Raw genomic sequence first — 19,160 nt, 5'->3', positions numbered from 1 at the left:
TTAAATTACATTTTGAAGTTTTTTTCTGAATTGATCAGGAGTACATCCAGTTCCTTTTTTGAACCATCTGGAAAAATAGGATGGATCATCAAAACCTAAGCTTATTGCTATTTCCTGGATAGGGGATATATCATAACTCAGAACTCTTTTCGCTTCTAACATTACCCGATCCATGATCCAACTATGTGCTGAAATATTAAATTGACTTTGAGTTAATTCATTTAGTTTTTTGGCACCAATACCCAGTTCTCTTGCATAATAAGACACCTCATGGTGAAGTTTGAATGAAGATTCCAACAATTGTTCTGCCACTATAATTTCAGATTGGTTTGGGGGTATTAGAGCAGGTTTATGACCGCTTTTGATAAGTTCTCTAGAACAAACTATCAATAGTTCCAATACAGAAATTCGAGTCAATTCTCCACCAAGCCATTGTTGACGGGAAGATTCAAACTTTATTTTCTGAAAAACTTCCTTTACCTGAAGATCTAGATTTGAGTTCTCAGGAATCTGGATAAAAGGATTTTGAAATACTGGAAAATGAATGGAATTCCCGAAGGTTGAATAATTGGAAAGAAAAGTAGTGTTGAATAAAAGAATGTACCCATCGGTCTCCTCTGAGAGATTCCAATTATGCACTTGTCCCGGTCTTAAGCAAAAAAGCATTCCTGGATTTACCGGATAGTCTTCGAAATCAATTTGATGAGTTCCAATCCCTTTAGTGAAATAAACTATGAGGAAAAAATCATGTTTATGGGATTTTTGAATGAATTGATGTTTTTGACAATGGCTTAATAGATCACTATAGTAAAAAACCTCAGGCTCTTGGCTTTGCTTGTCAAAATCAGGGATGCTGTAAATAGGGAATTGCGACTTTTTCATTCAATAATTTATAAAGGATAAAAGAGGGGCAATTATCCATTCAATTACCTGTCAAGGCTAATTCTCCAATTCAATTTCTGGCTTATATTTCACGAAAATATAAATCCAGATTGTTCGACTTAAGCGATAAGTGAGAGGAAGTAAGAGAATGACAGTCAAAGCCAATAATGTCAGAAGTACTGTAAGACTATAATCTGGATAAATTAAAGTCAACGCTGTCCATACGATCAAAAAGAATGCAGTATTGATTGCATAGCTTATGAACATGGCCCCGAAATAAAACCCTGGCTCAGGTTCTGTTGATTGGTTGCAATGAGGGCAGTTTTTAACCATCTGATAGCCTTTTTTTGGATGAAAAGGATTTTGTGATTGAAACATATTTCCTTGATGACATTTGGGGCATTTTCCCTGAAAAATCAACGCTGGAACCTGGATAGCTTTCATAATTACATTTTTCACAAAGCTAGATCAAAATGAATAGATGAAATAGGACAAATGCGAATTTATCTAGGATAAAAATACTCAAATATGAAAATACCAGTGATTATAATAGGATAAATGTGGGTTACTTTGAGTTTTCCTCTGGAAACCTGTAAAGGTTCTGTTGGCTAAATTGAATTCTGATACTCGAAATGTATCGGGAATTAGGTTCTTTGCGTCCTCCACATAATTCATAAAAATACCTTATTCATGTTTCGATACTTAAAGAGTCTTTTGTTCCTTTTACTTGTTTGGCCTCTGCTATTTTTTACCTGTGGGAATGAGGATGAATATCCAACTTTTATGGAAGGGGCTTATTCTGGAATATTTATTCGAAATGGTGAAAGCAGCGAGGTGGAATTGAAATTTGAAAATGGGAAGTTTGAGGGGAATTCTGAAATTACAAAATTTCCTGCTATTTGCAATGGTACATATCAAGTTTCTGGGAACAAGATTGAATTTACAAACTCTTGCGCCTGGACTGCGGAATTTGATTGGAGTTTGATCCTGTCAGGTAGCTGGGGCCTTCAGAAAACTAATACCCAATTGACTTTAACACATTCGAATGGTGACCGATACATTTTGAATTCGAATTAAAATTGACCTTGAAAATATTGATAAATCTATATTAGTTGAACTTTTTTTATATGTTTTCAGCCTGGTTAATATTAGTAGATGTCTTTGAATTCAAAAACCTTGATTTTTTATTGATAAAAATATTTTAGTTGGAGGTAATTGATCCTGATTTTTTTCATATTTATCAATCAAAAGAATAAGGAAACCATTTAAATTCATCCTAAATCACATTTTTAATGACCATTTTGAAAAAGCTCAAACAACCTGAGATGATATGCTTTTTCTATTTAGTGTGGGGTATATTGTGGATTTTATTTAGTGATAAATTAGCTCTTAGATTTTTTGGTGATGATATTACAGGTCTTGCTAAATTTCAATTTTATAAGGGAATAAGTTATGTTGTAGTTACTGCTATTTTATTATATGTATTGATCAAAAATCTATTTATACATGTAAACAACAGAAATCAGGATTTAGAGTTGCTTTTCTCCAATCCCAATTTGGGAATAATAAAATTTGACAATACGGGAATAATCCAACAAGTAACTGGAAACATTGTAGGTATTTCAGGATATTCACCTCAAGAAATAATTGGAAAGCCCTTCGAATTTTTAGTTGCATATGAGTTCAAAGAAGAGTTGGAAATGGAACTCTCTAAAGTTTTTCAATCCAAGGGAACAGGCTTTATTTTTAAACTCTGCATCCAATCCAAATCCAAAGAAGATAGATGTATTCAGCTTTTTGGAATCAGAAGTCAAGAGTATAGGAGTGGGAGCTCCTCATTTGTGGCAGGTTTCCAAGACATCACTGAAAATGTGCGTTTTCTAGAAAAACTTGAGACACAGAATATGCAGATGAGGGAAATTGCTTTTGCCCAAAGTCATTTAGTGAGGGCGCCGTTGGCCAGAATCTTGGGAATTACTGAATTATTCGAGGAGGAAACCTTCTTGTCTAAAGAGGAAATGAAGGAGCTGACCAAGTTTTTAAAAGTTTCGGGAAATGAACTTGATACTGCGCTAAAGTCTATATCCAAGAAAATGGAAGGGGTTCAATAGGGGCTGATAGTTCAAATTTTTAAAGAGGCTTCTTTTTCACTTAAACAGATAAAATTGGACGGTTTGAAAAAATTGGATTGTCTTTTAGATCGAAAAATCCTTTTTTAAGGAAGCATGAGAAAAATATTCATTTTTAGTCTTGTCTTCATTTTTATCAGTGATTTCACTTACTGCCAGACAGTCAAGTTGATAAATAAATCAGACTCTGGATATAGGGGGATTTGGTATAGTAATCAGCCATCTAATGATGAATATGTTTTTAAATACAGTGGTGGGTTAGGGACTTATCCCGCCAACCATTATCCTTTCTCTATTTATGCTCCAGAAGTTGATAAGACTTTTTTTTGCTATGGAGGAACGGATTCCGAAGGGAAAACTTTGCTGCATATGGTTTCTTATTTTGACCATCAATCTGGTATGGTTCCAAAACCAACCATTGTAATGGATAAGAAGACGGATGATGCTCATGACAATCCGGTAATGAATATTGATTCTGAAGGGTATATCTGGATTTTTTCGACCTCCCATGGAGTCAGTAGACCTTCCTATATCAGCAGGAGTAAAAAACCATTTGATATTTCTGAATTTGAATTGGTTGATGCCAGTAAACTTGAAAATGGTGAGGAAGTTCCTTTGGATAACTTCTCTTACCTGCAGACTTATTTTGTTGATGGCGATGGGTTTTTAAACCTTTTTACGCATTATGATAGAGATGTAATCCCTGGCCAAAATTCTAAGCCGAGGAGAACAATTAGCTTCATGACAAGTGAAGATGGATTTCATTATTCCGGTTGGAAAGACATTGCCACAATTCAGGAGGGTCATTACCAGACGAGTGGAATTCAGGGGTCAAAAATTGCAAGTTCCTTTAATTTTCATCCTATTCTAGAAAAAGAAAGTGGGCTAAACTTCAGAACGAATTTGTATTATTTGGAAACGACTGATTTTGGTGATTCTTGGCAAACAGCCGGAGGAGAGGATTTGCTTCTTCCTCTCAAAGAAAAGGAAACCCCTGCATTAGTGGTTGATTATGAGTCTCAAGGTCTTTTGGTTTATATCAATGACTTGAATTTCGATGCCGAGGGAAATCCAGTGATTTTGTTTGTAACGAGTAAAGGCTACGAGTCAGGTCCAAAAAATGACCCTAGAACTTGGAGGACAGCAAGATTTACAGGAACAGAGTGGGAGATTCTACCCATGACCGAATCAGATAACAATTACGATATGGGTTCTTTATATATTGATAAAAAAGGAACTTGGAGAGTAATTGGACCTACCGCTAAAGGCCCACAAGTTTACAATACTGGAGGTGAAATGGAGCTGTGGACTAGTAAAAACCAAGGGGAAAGCTGGAAAGTGAAATCAATTACTCGGAATTCGGAATACAACCATACATACGCAAGAAGGCCTTTAAATACTCATCCTGAATTCTTTGCTTTTTGGGCAGATGGTCATGGGAGAGAGAAGTCAGTTTCCAGACTTTATTTCTGTGATTCCAAAGGAAAAGTCTATCAATTACCAATAAAAATGAATGGCGACTTTGCCAAGCCTCTACGAGTTAAACCCAAAAAATCTAAAAATTAATACCTTCTAAATCCAGTTGGATAGAAGCGTTTTTTATGATTTTGTTTACTAAAGAATAATTAACCAAAAACCACCGATGAATAAATTACTTGAATCCTTTTTCAAAAGGAAACTAAATCGAGCCTTGATGCTTGGAGTGGGAGTTTTGTTCTCCGTTCCCGCATATAGCTCTGAATGGAATGTGAAAACTGGGGATCCAGATTCACTTTATTTGAAATCCTTAAAATTTCGAAATGTTGGCCCCACACGTGGCGGTAGGGTTACTGCTGTTTCTGGAGTTGCCAAAAATCCTGGTACTTTTTACATGGGAAGTACTGGTGGAGGTGTTTGGAAAACAGATGACTATGGGATTACCTATTCCAATTTGAGTGATGGCTTTTTTGCCTCACCATCCATAGGAGCCATATCAGTTTATCAGGAAAACCCAGAAATAGTTTATGTGGGAACTGGTTCTGATGGCTTGAGATCCAATGTGATTGCAGGGAAAGGAGTTTATAAATCTGATGATTCAGGGAAATCTTGGAAGTCAATAGGTTTGGAGGACTCAGGCCTGATTGGTGCTGTTGAAATTCATCCATCTGATCCCAATACCGTATTGGTAGCAGCGATAGGTCAACCTTTTCAGCGAAATGAACAAAGAGGCGTTTTTAAAACTACAGATGGGGGAGAAAGCTGGAAAAAGGTGCTGTATCATTCTGATTCCGTAGGTGCCGTAGATTTGGAATTTGCTCCTGGCAATCCAGAAGTGATTTATACTGCATTGTGGAGAGCTGAAAGAAAACCTTGGACCGTGATCAGTGGAGCTGATGGAGTTGGAGGGATTTATAAATCCTCTGATGGAGGTGAAACATGGGTCAAAAAGTCTGAGGGACTTCCTGCTGGTCTGATTGGAAAAATTGATTTAGCTGTTTCTGACGCTGATCCAAATAGATTGTATGCTTTGGTAGAAGCACCTGGTGATGAAGGAGGTTTGTATAGATCGGATGACCAAGGTGAAACATTCTATTTTGTTAGTAACAAAGACGGGCTTTTGGACAGACCGTTCTATTACACCAATATTGAATCCAACCCTAAGAATGCGGATGTACTTTTCTCTATGTCTACCAGTTTTTACAAATCAACTGATGCTGGTAAAACATGGAAAACGATGAGAACCCCTCATGGGGACAACCATGATATGTGGATGCACCCTCAGGATACCTCGCTATTTATTCAAGCCAATGATGGAGGAGTTAATGTGACAACCAACGGAGGAAAATCCTGGTCTTCACAGCATAATCAGGCAACAGCTGAATTGTATCAAGTAGAAGTGGATGATCAATATCCGTATTGGCTGTATGCGGGACAACAGGATAACACGACGATTGCAGTTCCGAGTTTACCTCCTTATAGCGCTCCAGGTGGAGCATCTGGACTTTGGTTAGAGGTAGGTGGTTGTGAGACTGGACCTGTGGTACCAAAGCCTGGGGAGCCTAATATCGTGTTTGCCAATTGTAAGGGACGCTTTGGCGTTTATGATAAAAGAACGGGACAAGAGCAGCAATTTTATGTGGGCGCTTCCAATATCTATGGACATGATCCAGAGGATCTGACTTATCGCTTCCAGCGTGTTTCACCTGTTCATGTATCTCCGCATGATCCCAATACAGTGTATCATACTTCACAATATGTTCATAGAACCAAAGACAGTGGGATTACTTGGGAGCGGATTTCTCCGGATTTGACTGCCAATGAACCTGATAAACAGGTGATTTCAGGAAGTCCAATCACAAGAGATATTACCGGTGAGGAATATTACAGTACTATATATGAAATCAATGAATCCCCGATTGAGAAAGGGGTAATCTGGGTAGGAGCCAATGATGGTCCTATCCACGTGACCAAAAATGATGGAGCTTCTTGGGATGATGTGACTCCAAAGGGTTTACCTAAGGGAGGAAGAGTTGATTGTATTGATCCAAGTCCACATACCAAAGGAAAAGCCTATGCTTCAATTTTAAGATATCAATTGGGGGATTGGAAGCCATATATCTACAAAACAGAAGATTATGGAAAAAATTGGACACTTTTAACTGATGGTCAAAATGGAATTCCTGAAGATTTCCCGACCAGAACGGTTCGAGAAGATCCAGATAGAGAGGGAGTATTGTATGCAGGTACAGAATATGGTCTCTTTATTTCTTTGAATGATGGAGAAACTTGGGAATCATTCCAACAAAACCTTCCTGTGACCCCTATTACTGATATCAAAGTTTACCGTCAGGATTTGATTCTATCCACGATGGGAAGAGGTTTTTGGATCATGGATAATATCACACCGATACATCAAATTGCTGATGCAAAAAGTAGCAATGGACCTTTCTTGTATGAGCCAAAAGATGCGATCCGCTATTACTATAGAGGAAATAATGAAAGAAGCATTCCTCATTATCCTAGCGTTGCTTTGGCTGTAGATTATTTTGTTCCTGAAGGATATTCTGGTGAATTGACCCTTGAAATAGTTAATAAAAATGGCGAAGTGATCCGATCCTATACGAGTCAGCAGCAGGCCAGTAGCTCAGAAGAAAGTGATATGGCGACCAATTTTTACTTCCAGGACTTTCAGTCCAAATTGGATAGCACAGCAGGTCTTCACCGCTTTGAGTGGGATATGAAATATCCGGGTCCTTGGGATGATAATAAAAGAATCGCCTATCAAAGAGGTCCAATGGTAGAGCCTGGAGAGTTTACGGTTCGGTTGATTACTGATGGAAAAAGACAAGCACAAGGATTTTCTGTGAAAGCTGATCCAAGGCTTGAAGGAATTAGTCAAAGTGATTTGGAAAGTCAGGTAGCTCTGGTAAAACAAATCATAGAATTGGAGTCAGAAGTAAAAAAGGCATCCAAATTAATTGAGGATCAGCAAGGAAAATTGAAAGAAGATGAAAGCAAGAAGGCTCAATTGGAATTGGAAGGTCTTAAAGCAGTCCAAACCCAATTGGTAAATGCAGATCAGATTTATCCTCAGCCTATGTTGATAGCCCAACTTCAATATTTGAGAAGTATGCTAGAAAGGGCAGATCAACGTCCAGGAAAAGATGCTTATGATCGTTATGAAGAGCTTCATGCAAAATGGGATAAACTCAAAGCAGACCTGGCAAAAATTGGACTAGAGGGAACAGAGCTTGAAGGTATAACCAAAGACTAAATAGCTCAATTTACCTTTTTCAATAAAGTAAAAGTCCCTTTTCAATCTGATAAGGGACTTTTTTGTTGGACTTCAATTACCGTTTTGATTTTTTTGGAGAGCAGCTAAAAAAATGAGATGATTGAATTTTAAGGGGTTTCTTTATAAGCTCAAAGTTTCAAAATCCCGACAAACTCCAGCTTTTCATTTGCTGCCAGTCCATTTGGATTACAGCCCAATTTACCTTCCGGGACTTCAATTCCTTGTTTTGCATAAAAGTCCAACCAAAATTGGTCGATATTTCCTGTTTCAGGGTTTTTAAAAGTCATGGGTTCTAGCTTGAAGATTGAATCATGCCGAAAAGCTCTTTCAACAAAATCAGAGCAATACAGAGTAGAATCATTCAATACATAAGACCAATTGTAGGGTTTTCCCAATAATGTTTTTGAAGTTTTAATCGCTTGATCAATAGAGGATTGGTAAGTGTCATTTAATCTATAAATAGCGAACCGTTTGGAGTTGGAATTATTTCTGAAAACCAAACTGTCCAAAGGTTCTCTAACAGATCCACTTCGAGTATTTGCATGAATAATTAGCACACTGTCCTTTTTGATCTCGATAATTCCTACGTGATCAAAGGAAACGTTTTCTGACTTTTGGGTGACCCTGTTTATGGCACCAGAAAGGTTTTCTTCCTGAGCTCCAACAAAAATCAAATCTCCATTTCTTAGTTCTAAATTTAGATAAGGCACATTTTCTTGTGAAAATGCTGGATTGATTTTTAGGATTAATAAAAATAAAGTGACTTTGAGAAGTGTTTTCACAGGGGAGGCTTCGATCTGTTTGACTTCAAATTTAGGTTTATTTAAACCCGATTCCTGCTCTAAACGGGAAAACCTGATAATTTGAGTATTCTAAGATGGGCTTTGGTAGTTTGGGATAACTTGTAATTTTGACTTGATAGTTTTAATGTCAATATTTCATATCACCCAAATAGTCTATGAGCACTTTTCGGTTGCTTTTCTTCTTTTTCACCCTATTTATTCATTCCGCTTGGGCTCAGAAACCCAATGTTTTGTGGATTACAATTGAAGACACTTCGCCGCAATTTATTGGGAGTTATGGGAATAGTGACTCCAGAACACCAGTCATGGATCAATTGACTAAGGAGGGTGTGCAATTTACAAATGCCTTTTCCACCGGAACGGTTTGTTCCCCTAGCAGATCTGCAATCATCATTGGAATCAAAACCTATGAACTTGGGACAGGGAATCATAGAAGCAATTACAGTATTCCGTCTTGGTTGAAGGGTTTTCCTTATAATCTAAAACAAGCTGGCTATTATGTCACGAATAATAGCAAGACAGATTATAATGTTGCCAACGAAAAACAATTTATCTCTGAAGCATGGAATGAGAGTTCTGGTAAAGCTGGCTGGTGGAATAGGGAAGAAGGTCAGCCTTTTTTCTCTGTATTTAATTTTAATGAGTCTCATCAATCTAGAACGATGACACATCCCTATGATTGGTATGTCGAAAATGTCCTGGAAAAACTACCTAAACAAGACCGGATAGCCGAAGACGAATTCGAAATGCCTCCTTTTTACAGGGATAGTCCGGAGATGCGAAAACAAATGGCTAGAGTCTATAATAGCTTAAAATTGACCGATAATCGGATAGGTGAATTATTGGAAAAACTCAAAGAAGATGGACTCCTCGAAGAGACTATTATTTTCCTCTATGCTGACCATGGGGAGGGGATGCCTAGGGGAAAAACCAATGGAATTAATTTTGGTTACAGAGTTCCATTTACCATCTGGTTTCCCCCGAAGTACGAGCATTTATCCCCTTGGGGTGTGAAAACCCAGACAAATGAATTGGTCAGTTTTGAAGATTTAGCGCCGACGATGATTAGTCTGTCAGGAGGGGAGGTGCCTCACTATTTGAAAGGAAGAATTTTGATTGGGGAAAATAGATCTAAAGAAGCCAGCAAGCTATTTCTCTCCTCTGATCGATCGGATAACGGGATTGACTTGGTCCGTACAGTTACGGATGGAAGGTTTGTCTATTCTAGAAACTTCATGCCTTTCATGCCTGAAGCTCGATATATCCGGTATATGGAAATTGGGGAGATCAAGCAAATTATGAGAACGGATTTAGAAAACGGGCTTTTGAATCCAGTTCAAAAAAGTGTTTTTCTACCTAGAGAACCTGAGGTTTTATATGATATTGAAAACGATATTTGGGAGATTAATAATCTTGTAAATAATCCAGATTATCAGGATGTTTTGTCGGAAATGAGAAATGCGTTGGATGAGCATTTACTTGAAAGAAGGGATGTTTTGATGCTTCCGGAGGGAGAATTGGAAGAGATTTCTCAAACTACTTCACCTTATGAATTTAGAGAAAATGAAACTCGATACCCTTTTGAAGAGATATATGCTGCGGCCAAAATTTCAGGATACAGGTCTCCCGATATTTTGGCAAAGCAAATTGAGCTTTTGGAAAGCCAAAACCCCATCGTGAGGTATTGGGCAGCTATTGGATTGAAATCTCAATCTATGGAGGATTTAAAATCCAGTTTATCCCTATTAGAGAAAAAACTGGATGATAATTATCCATACGTTTCAGCAACCCTTGCCTCCATTGTCTATGAGATTAACCAAAGTAAAAATGCTGAAGGACTATTGAAAAGATCAATTTTAAGTGATGATAAGCATTTGTCTCTAATGGCTATCAATTACCTTTTATATTCCGATTTCAAATCTCCATTCGTTGATGCAGTCCGAGAAGTCTATGATAGAAATGGGGAGTATAATTCTGCCGCTGCGAGTAAGGATTTCCTTGGGAGCGTAGGTTTGATTCCAAATAACTTCGAAAACCGGTAGCTTTATTTCTGCATTTTAATTGTTCCTCAAGGAAGATTTAGGGAATATTTTATAAAAGAAAAATTATCAAAATTGGATTATGAATAGATCACCACTGAAATCAGTTTCAAGTCTTTTTGCAGTAGCAGCTCTTTGCTTTTTATTCTCAAATTGTTCTCAAAATCAGACTGATGAATCAGCTAAAATAAACTCTCCAAAACCCAATATCATTTACATTTTGGCTGATGATATGGGATATGCAGATATGGGGGCTTATGGTCAAGAAAAAATAGAAACTCCCAATCTCGACAAGCTGGCTGCCTCAGGAATCAAATTTATGAATCACTACACGGGTAGCACAGTTTGCGCTCCTTCCAGATCGGCTTTGCTGACAGGTCTTCATACAGGCCATACTCCAATCCGGGGAAATAAAGAATACCAGCCTGAGGGTCAGGAGGCAATGCCTGATTCAGTATTTACCATAGGCAAAATGATGAAAGAAGCTGGATATGCAACTGGAGCTTTCGGGAAATGGGGATTGGGGTTTGTAGGAACCACTGGCGATCCTAATAATCAGGGGATGGATTATTTCTTTGGTTATAATTGTCAGCGTCAGGCGCATCGCTATTACCCGGATTACTTGTGGGAAAATGATCAAAAAATCACTTTACCTGGGAATGGCTGGATGAATAAGGAAACTTACGCACAGGATGTAATTCAAGAAAAGACCTTGGCTTTTATTGATCAGCATCAGAATGAACCATTTTTTATGTACGTTCCTTTGGTTGCTCCACATGCCGAATTGGCTTCTCCTGATTCAGCTACGATCAATAAATACCGCCAAAGATTCGGTGATGAAAAGCCCCATGTTGGTGGAAAAGGTGCCGACTATGGAAATGATTTGGTGATCGGAATGTATCAATCCCAGCCCTATCCAAGGGCAACTTATGCTGCTATGGTAGAGCGGGTTGATTCCTATGTAGGGCAAATCATTGCCAAGCTGGAAGAAAAGGGATTGACTGATAATACCATTATCCTATTTGCGAGTGACAATGGACCACATCAGGAAGGGGGAAATGATCCGGACTTTTTCGATTCCAATGATGGATATAGAGGCTATAAAAGAGATTTGTACGAAGGTGGTATTCGAACTGCTTTTGTGGTAAAATGGCCAGGAAAAATCAAGCCTGGGAGTACTACAGATCACATTTCTGCATTTTGGGATGTTTTGCCAACTTTTGCGGAAATAATAGATTTTCAAAATTTACCTCAGATTGATGGAGTCTCTTTTTTGCCAACTCTCTTGGGTGAAAAAGAACAAAAAGAGCATGATTATTTGTATTGGGAATTTGTGGAGCAAGGAGGGAAGCAGGGAATAAGAAAAGGTGACTGGAAAGCGGTGAAGCTAGATGTGAAGAAGAATGAGAACTCACCGATTGAGTTATACAATCTTCAAACCGATCCGGGTGAAACTCAAAATGTAGCCGATCAAAACCCTGAAATTGTAAAAGAAATGGAAGAATTGATGAAGAATAGTCATCAAAGGAATTTGGTTTTTCCTCTTTTGGAGAGTGAAGTACAAGGAATGTAATCCCTAATTCAATTTTTTCATTTAATAGCTCAGACTTGGAACTTTATCAATTATATTGTTCCTTCTGACTTTTATTTTAAGTTTTTGACAACAATACTTTTAGAATGGAAAAAGATATCCAATCAAATTCCGAATGCCTGGATTTAGAGTTGGCTTGGTTTCAGGAGCTCTTGATGCTTCGGGGAAAAATTACTTTTGAGCAAAGTTTGGATGAGTCCAAATTTCAAGAAATTGGTCCTCCTGATTTTGGTAAATCATCATCAAACTATGCAAAACTAGTCAGGCAGTTTTCCATGGGATTTGAGGAAAGATTGATTTTAATTCTTGCCTTGATACCGCACATTAAGCCTCATTTGCTTGATATTTTATATGTGAAAAATCAAACCTATGATTCTCCTTTTACTGAGTTTGGAGGGGTAAAAGGTGAAAAACATAAAGGCTTTTTACCAACCGGTGAGACGGCGATTTTTCTATTGGCAGGATCAAATTTGGGTAAGAGGTTTACCCTTCAAAAAATTTTTGATTCCAAGCATTTCTTCGCTCAAGAAAAGATTTTGTATTTAGAATCTACTTCTCCAAATGAACCGTTTTTAAGTGGTCAATTGAAAATATCTAAAGAATACTTGAGTTTTTTGACCACAGGCGAGATTTTTAAACCTGATTTTGATCTCGGTTTTCCTGCTAAAAGAATAACTACAAGTCAAGAATGGTCGGATCTTGTTATTAATGATGAAGTACTTCAGGGAATCAGTGAAATCAAAAATTGGTTGATTCATGGCAAACGCTTAAAGGATGATTTCCAATTTGGAAGAAGAATCAAACCTGGATTCAGAGCATTATTTACTGGTCCTTCGGGGACAGGAAAGACTTTGACGGTTACCTTGTTAGGGAAGAGTTGCCAAATGGACGTATATCGGGTGGACCTTTCTATGGTGGTTTCTAAATACATTGGCGAAACAGAGAAAAACCTTTCAAGAGTTTTTGATCTCGCCGAAAACAAAAAATGGATCTTATTTTTTGACGAAGCAGATGCCTTATTTGGAAAAAGGAGTCAAACTTCTGATTCACATGATCGATATGCCAATCAGGAAGTTTCTTATTTACTTCAGAAAATCGAGGATTTCAATGGATTGGTAATCCTTTGCTCTAATTATAAGAATAACATTGACGAGGCATTTTTCCGGAGGTTCCAACTGGTCATTGATTTTAATTTGCCAGATTATAATCAAAGGATGAAAATTTGGAATTCTGCTTTAATGGATGAATTTGAATATGAGCAGGAAGTAGATATTAAAGAATTGGCAGAAAAGCATGAATTATCGGCCGCTACAATCGTAAATGTGCTTTATTTCTGCATTTTGAGAGCTTTGGAGAGGGAGGAGAACTTAATTAGAAATCAAGACCTAATGCATGCCATTCGATTGGAAAGAGTAAAAGAAGGAAAAAGTATCATGAGATGATCAACACTCTTCTTTTGTTTTTTTGATATTATACTCAATGATAATATCATCATTTTGAGATTCTTTTTGTTGTTGAAGCTTTTCGATGATTTTTCTTAAAGCCAAAATTTCCTCCTCTTTTAGTTCGATCTCTGAGTTTAACTCTAAGTTTAGGTTTCGGTTTTTGATTACTTCAAGCTCTAGTTGGTTTCCATTTTTTTCCAAATTTTCAATTTTTTCAAGCAATGTTTTCTTTTCCAAATCATGCTGATCTATCGAATTAGTTAAAAAAGCCTCCTTTCTTCGAAAAATTCTATTTGCAACACCAAATATTAGTAAAAGCAAAAAAAATATGATTAAAAACAATAATGTGTCCATAATCTATAAGTTATATGAATCTAAAATTAAATTAGTAGTATTTAAGGTTAAATATGCTTGTTTCAGTTAATTATTTTTTATAAATAGTAAAAAAAAGGTGATTTTTAATTCAAATTTACTTTTGAATTGTTTTAAATTTTTTCTTTTTAACCGATTTTTCTATGATAGATCTACTATTAGTTCATATTAGAGATTTGCTAAATCAGAATTTTAAAAACCATTATGGATTAAATGAAAATAAGGTTGTAGTTTCAAATTTATTGGACAATTCTGGCTCAAGTTTGGTAGAACTTGAAGACAGGATGGTCTGTTTTTTATTGAGTATAGAAGAGGAACCAGCTTTAAAAAATAAGTTTCCAAGAACTAAGGGGACCTCAACTTCATTTTTTGAAAAATCACCTTCCATGTACTTGTATTTACAATTAGTGATTTGTGCAAATTTTAAAAGTAAAAACTATTTAGAAGGGCTGAATTACCTTTCTCAGACCATTAGTTTTTTTAATAATAACAAAATTATTGATCCCAAATCCATTCCTGGATTATCCAATAAGGTGGATAAAATCACCTTTGAAATTTGTTCATTGTCCTACGATAGCCTCAGTCATGTTTGGTCTGCTATTGGTTCTAAAATATTGCCTGCAGCGATTTACAAGGTTGGCTTGGTGATCTTCGATGATACTCCAGTGAAAGGTATTATACCTGTGATCAAATCTGCTGATTCTGAGAGTGTTTCCTAATATGAATCAGTCTTTTACAAATATTGCAACTTTTCGATTTGTTCACGAATTCATGGATCCTGAAGTTGCTGACCTCTTTACAGTCCAATTATCTGGAGATTCTAGGCGCCTTCTTTCCAATCTTCAACTTTTGATCAAGCCATTTAATGGTGGATTTCATCTGTTATGTTCTGATTTGGAATTATTGCAAGATGAGCAATCTCTTTTAATGATTAGGTTATTTTTAAAAGACCCCTATTTCTATAATTATACAGATTTGGGTGGGGGGGGTAGACCTGATTTAAAGGTTTTTCATTTTTCAAATGCTGATAAATCATTTCTATCAGGAAGACTTTTTTCAGGAGATTATGTCACAATAAAGGACAGTCTAGATTTGATAGGTTCTGCAGCATTAGCTCCTGATTTAGAGAGTTTTGAAATTGATTTTTTGGATCCAACTGAAAGCGGTGACCTTAATACAATAATCAGTTCTCAAAAGGAGAGTGTCTTCTATACAAAAAATCAAAATGATAAAAGGGGATATTATTTTTCAGGTTCACTTTTAGAAAAAAAGGCATTTGGAATAGTATCCCTTGTAATTGGGAATTTATACAATGATTTTATCGAAAATGGGGATGTTTTAGAGTTTGAGATAAAATTCAAGACTCTACAGTCACATTGGAAGTACATACTTTCTGACCCTGTTTATGATAAGTTTTCCAATCTATCAGTTGTAGATCTTAAGGGAAATGAAATCCAATTTCAAATCGGTGACTTTGAAATTCAGCCCAATAAAATTGTCAGGAGCTTTGAGTCTCGTTCTTTAATTCCTTTTAAAAGCATCAATCAGGCAAGGTTTCAGTTGATAGACAAACCAAGTGAACCCAACCAATCTGAAAAAGTGGTGATTAAGGCCCTGCCGAGTGCTACACCCAACCAATTATTCATGACTCCATCTAAACCGGATATATTTTTCTCTCACATTTTTATTTAATCTATTTCTCACTTTAACAAACGTACAATTATGGCACAAACTCTTATGACACCCGGTGTTTACATTGAGGAAAAAAATGCTTTCCCGGGTTCCGTAGTTGAAGTTGCTACCGCTATCCCTGCTTTTATAGGGTATACGGAGAGGGCTTCAAGAAATGGGAAATCCTTAGTCAATATACCGACAAGGGTTACTTCTTTTGCTGAGTATTTGGAACTTTTCGGAGGAGCTTTTTCTCCAAAGTTTACTTTGGCTGATGCACAGGCTGGTGACAGGCATCTGATCACCATTGGTGGATCGGATAAGGCTATTAATTACAAGGACAATAACCTTGTTTACCTTTTTAATTGCATGAGGTTGTTTTTCTCCAATGGAGGAGGGACTTGCTATATCGTATCTGTCGGTACTTATTCCGGCAAAGATGGTATGGAAATCAAAAAGGATGATTTGTTGGGTACCGGTAAAGACGCCAATGACAAACCTATCGAAGGAGGTCTATTGAAACTGGTCAAGGAATTGGAACCAACGATGGTGGTTATTCCAGATGCTGTGGCATTGGGAGAGGATTCATATGAAGTCTATAAGCAAGTGTTAGCTCATTGTGCCAAAATGCAGAATAGAGTTGCCATACTTGATATTTATGATGGCTACAACAGTCGTGATGAAGGTGATGACAACGTAAAAATCTTCCGCGAAAAAATCGGCACTGAGTATTTGAGTTACGCTGCTGCTTATTACCCTTGGTTAGAAACCAATATTGTTCAAAAAGGGGAGGTTACTTTCAAAAATCTGGATGATTCGGTGGTCTTGTCAGATATCCTGACCGAACCAAGAGCTCAAGGTTTGATTGAAGCATTTCCAAAGTCTGAGGATGACTTCAAGGCTTTGATGAAAACTGAAAGACCTGAAATCTCTGATGAAGATCTAGCTGCTGCATTGCCTTCTTACATCAAGAACAAAGAGAATAATTTTCATTTAGGTCTTCTAGCTACAAGCCCGACTTATTCAGCTTTGTTGGATGAATTGAGAGCTGTGATGAATCTATTGCCTGCAGCTCCTGCGATGGCGGGTATTTTTACCATGGTAGACAATAGCCGTGGAGTATGGAAAGCACCAGCAAATGTTAGCTTGAATTCAGTAGTGAAGCCTGCTGTAAATATTACTCACGACCAACAGGAGGACTTGAATGTCAATGCTGTTTCAGGAAAATCTGTCAATGCAATCAGGACATTCCCTGGTGTTGGTACTTTAGTTTGGGGTGGTAGAACCTTGGATGGGAATAGCCTGGATTGGAGATATATCAATGTTCGTAGGACTATCATTATGCTAGAGCAATCAATAAAACTTGCATTGAGAGCTTATGTTTTTGAACCAAATGATGCAAATACTTGGGTGACTTTAAAAAGCTTGATTACCAACTTCCTAGTAGAAAAATGGAAGCAGGGTGCATTGGCAGGCTCTTCTCCAGAAGATGCTTTTGAAGTTTCAATCGGATTGGGTTCCACTATGACTGCTTTAGATATTCTAGAGGGTAGAATGTTGATCACTGTGAAGTTGGCAATTGTGAGACCAGCAGAATTCATTGTAGTGACTTTCGAGCAGCAAATGCAGAAATCTTAATCTTTTCATTTTTAATCATATTCCTAACATAAAAACATAAGAAATCATGGCAGGAGAAGCACAAGACAGTAATTGGCCATTACCCAAGTTTTACTTTTCGGTAGATTGGGGAAGTACCACTGACATACCTTTTCAAGAAGTAAGCGGGTTGGAAATCGAGGCTCAACCCATTGAATATAGACATGGAAATAGTCCTGTTTTTTCAACTATTAATATGCCTGGGATTGTCAAAAACAATCACGTAACGATGAAGAAGGGTGTTTTTGTAAATGACAATACCTTCTGGGATTGGTATAATAAGATCAAGATGAACACCATCGAAAGACAAAATGTGGTGATCAAATTGTTGGATGAATCAGGTTCACCGACGATGACTTGGACTTTGACCAATGCCTGGCCATCCAAAATCAGCTCTACAGATTTGAAATCTGATGCAAATGAAGTGGCTGTGGAATCTATTGAGATCTCGCACGAAGGCCTAACCATTGCTAACGGATAATCAGCATGGGTGACAATAGTTTCTTTCAAACTGGATATACTCCACCTACAGCATTTTATTTCAATGTGAAGTTTCCGGACTTTCCTGAGATGGACTGTAGTTTTCAGGAGGTGTCTGGTTTGAAAGTAACAGTAAAGGTTACAGAAAAAATGGAAGGGGGAGATAATTATTTTATTCATTATCTCCCTTCCCCTCCAAAGTATTCTAACCTGGTATTGAAGAGAGCCTTAATCCAAAGCTCTCAACTTGATTCTTGGTGTCGCGATGCCTTAGAGGATTTTAAATTTCAGCCTTTGGATTTACAGGTTATTCTTCTGGGATCGCAGGGAGAGCCTCTTTCTTCTTGGTCTGTTTATAAGGCGATTCCTCTTTCTTGGGAGTTGTCAACATTGGGTAGTACCAAGAATGAATTAGCAATAGAAACATTGACCCTGAAATACAAAAATTTTAGAAAAGACAATTGATATGGCTTTGATTATTAAGCAATTGGTGATTCGAGGTGAAGTAATAGATGATAACTCCTCTTTTAAAAAAGAGGAGGAAGTAAACTATGAAAAAATGAAACATCTATTGGAAGATATGAAAAGGGAAATCGAAAGCCAGTGCATGGAAAAGATTTCATCTGCAATAGGTAATACTTTAACCCGCTAAGCATGGACTCTGGAAAATTGACCAAAATGAAAGTGGTCGCTTATACCGACCCAGACTTTAGTGAGCAAAAAGGGGAATACAACTTATTGGTAAACCCAGAAAAATATTCAGATCGTTCTGAATTGAGATATTCGACTAATTCTTCACCCATTGGAGTTTCCTCGGAAACAGTACGGTTTAGAGGAGCTGGGACTAAATATTTCCGATTCAGTTTCTTTTTTGACAGTACCGGGGTGATCACTTTGGATCCTGTAGATAAGCAGATAGATGATTTAACTCAATTGGTGTTTACTTATAATGGGGATATCCATGAACCCAATTATGTCAAGTTGTTTTGGGGGACACAGACCCTTTTCCAAGGAAGATTAAAAGAGTGGGATATCAATTATTCCATGATGGACTTAGATGGAACACCTTTGAGGGCTGAGATCAATGCTCTTTTTATCGGTTCTATTTCAGTTAAGAAAAAAGTACTGGAGGAGGGTAAAAACTCTTCTGACCTTACCCATATCAGGATGGTCAAGGCTGGAGATACCTTACCTGCCATGTGTTATAGAATTTATGGAGATAGCAAATACTATCTCCAAATAGCAAATTTTAATTCTTTGGACAGTATTTATTCCCTTCAGCCAGGGGATCAATTGATTTTTCCTCCTTTGAACTAGA

The 19,160-nt window shown here is 37.2% G+C and carries 18 protein-coding genes; 14 read left to right on the top strand and 4 right to left on the bottom strand.

Annotated elements, in window-relative coordinates; translation table 11 throughout:
- Positions 1-882 (bottom strand): AraC family transcriptional regulator, encoded by an 882-nt coding sequence (locus tag O0V13_RS05885; protein ID WP_268034063.1) that lies wholly within the window; start codon positions 880-882, stop codon positions 1-3.
- 57 nt (positions 883-939) lie between these two features.
- A complete protein-coding gene (locus tag O0V13_RS05880; protein WP_268034062.1) occupies positions 940-1,260 on the bottom strand; it encodes a DUF983 domain-containing protein in 321 nt (106 codons plus the stop codon).
- Positions 1,261-1,572: 312 nt separating this feature from the next.
- On the opposite strand from O0V13_RS05880, the gene O0V13_RS05875 reads away from it, so the two are divergent.
- The 4 genes from O0V13_RS05875 to O0V13_RS05860 all read left to right on the top strand — a co-directional run bounded on the left by O0V13_RS05875 (position 1,573) and on the right by O0V13_RS05860 (position 7,764).
- On the top strand, positions 1,573-1,959 hold the full coding sequence (locus tag O0V13_RS05875; RefSeq protein ID WP_268034061.1) for a hypothetical protein: 387 nt from the start codon (positions 1,573-1,575) through the stop codon (positions 1,957-1,959).
- A gap of 215 nt (positions 1,960-2,174) precedes the next feature.
- Positions 2,175-2,993: a PAS domain S-box protein gene (locus O0V13_RS05870; protein ID WP_268034060.1), complete on the top strand. Its 819-nt coding sequence runs from the start codon at positions 2,175-2,177 to the stop codon at positions 2,991-2,993.
- Positions 2,994-3,107: 114 nt separating this feature from the next.
- The gene (locus O0V13_RS05865; RefSeq protein WP_268034059.1) at positions 3,108-4,577 is read left to right on the top strand and encodes a BNR-4 repeat-containing protein; all 1,470 of its coding nucleotides are present in this window, start codon (positions 3,108-3,110) and stop codon (positions 4,575-4,577) included.
- Positions 4,578-4,653: 76 nt separating this feature from the next.
- Positions 4,654-7,764 (top strand): VPS10 domain-containing protein, encoded by a 3,111-nt coding sequence (locus O0V13_RS05860; protein WP_268034058.1) that lies wholly within the window; start codon positions 4,654-4,656, stop codon positions 7,762-7,764.
- A gap of 149 nt (positions 7,765-7,913) precedes the next feature.
- Here the strand turns inward: O0V13_RS05860 and O0V13_RS05855 are convergent, their stop codons facing one another.
- A complete protein-coding gene (locus O0V13_RS05855; RefSeq protein WP_268034057.1) occupies positions 7,914-8,567 on the bottom strand; it encodes a YiiX/YebB-like N1pC/P60 family cysteine hydrolase in 654 nt (217 codons plus the stop codon).
- Positions 8,568-8,743: 176 nt separating this feature from the next.
- On the opposite strand from O0V13_RS05855, the gene O0V13_RS05850 reads away from it, so the two are divergent.
- The 3 genes from O0V13_RS05850 to O0V13_RS05840 all read left to right on the top strand — a co-directional run bounded on the left by O0V13_RS05850 (position 8,744) and on the right by O0V13_RS05840 (position 13,660).
- Complete coding sequence (locus O0V13_RS05850) at positions 8,744-10,630, top strand: sulfatase-like hydrolase/transferase (RefSeq protein WP_268034056.1); 1,887 nt, start codon at positions 8,744-8,746, stop codon at positions 10,628-10,630.
- Positions 10,631-10,709: 79 nt separating this feature from the next.
- A complete protein-coding gene (locus O0V13_RS05845; RefSeq protein WP_268034055.1) occupies positions 10,710-12,200 on the top strand; it encodes an arylsulfatase in 1,491 nt (496 codons plus the stop codon).
- A 104-nt stretch (positions 12,201-12,304) separates the two neighbouring features.
- Positions 12,305-13,660: an ATP-binding protein gene (locus tag O0V13_RS05840; protein ID WP_268034054.1), complete on the top strand. Its 1,356-nt coding sequence runs from the start codon at positions 12,305-12,307 to the stop codon at positions 13,658-13,660.
- On the opposite strand, the gene O0V13_RS05835 is transcribed toward O0V13_RS05840, so the two are convergent.
- Entirely contained in the window at positions 13,661-14,017 is a 357-nt protein-coding gene (locus O0V13_RS05835) for a hypothetical protein (protein ID WP_268034053.1), read from the bottom strand. It abuts the gene before it with no gap.
- Positions 14,018-14,178: 161 nt separating this feature from the next.
- Here O0V13_RS05835 and O0V13_RS05830 point away from each other — a divergent pair, with 161 nt between their 5' ends.
- The 7 genes from O0V13_RS05830 to O0V13_RS05800 are packed head-to-tail and all read left to right on the top strand — an operon-like array spanning position 14,179 to position 19,159.
- Entirely contained in the window at positions 14,179-14,754 is a 576-nt protein-coding gene (locus O0V13_RS05830; RefSeq protein WP_268034052.1) for a DUF4255 domain-containing protein, read from the top strand.
- Position 14,755: 1 nt separating this feature from the next.
- Positions 14,756-15,727 carry a hypothetical protein gene (locus tag O0V13_RS05825; protein WP_268034051.1) on the top strand — a complete coding sequence of 324 codons (972 nt, stop codon included), beginning with the start codon at positions 14,756-14,758 and terminating at the stop codon, positions 15,725-15,727.
- Positions 15,728-15,757: 30 nt separating this feature from the next.
- Positions 15,758-17,344, top strand: coding sequence for a phage tail sheath family protein (locus tag O0V13_RS05820; RefSeq protein ID WP_268034050.1), 1,587 nt, complete (start codon positions 15,758-15,760; stop codon positions 17,342-17,344).
- Between the two features lie 46 nt (positions 17,345-17,390).
- The gene (locus O0V13_RS05815; protein ID WP_268034049.1) at positions 17,391-17,843 is read left to right on the top strand and encodes a phage tail protein; all 453 of its coding nucleotides are present in this window, start codon (positions 17,391-17,393) and stop codon (positions 17,841-17,843) included.
- Positions 17,844-17,848: 5 nt separating this feature from the next.
- Positions 17,849-18,307: a phage tail protein gene (locus O0V13_RS05810; protein ID WP_268034048.1), complete on the top strand. Its 459-nt coding sequence runs from the start codon at positions 17,849-17,851 to the stop codon at positions 18,305-18,307.
- A 1-nt stretch (position 18,308) separates the two neighbouring features.
- Positions 18,309-18,494: a DUF5908 family protein gene (locus O0V13_RS05805; RefSeq protein ID WP_268034047.1), complete on the top strand. Its 186-nt coding sequence runs from the start codon at positions 18,309-18,311 to the stop codon at positions 18,492-18,494.
- Between the two features lie 2 nt (positions 18,495-18,496).
- Complete coding sequence (locus O0V13_RS05800) at positions 18,497-19,159, top strand: CIS tube protein (protein WP_268034046.1); 663 nt, start codon at positions 18,497-18,499, stop codon at positions 19,157-19,159.
- The last annotated feature ends 1 nt before the right edge of the window (position 19,160 follow it).

This window comes from Algoriphagus sp. PAP.12 (genome assembly GCF_026652115.1).
In the GTDB taxonomy this organism is placed as follows: Bacteria; Bacteroidota; Bacteroidia; order Cytophagales; family Cyclobacteriaceae; genus Algoriphagus.
This window is presented reverse-complemented; position numbering and strand designations above follow the sequence as displayed.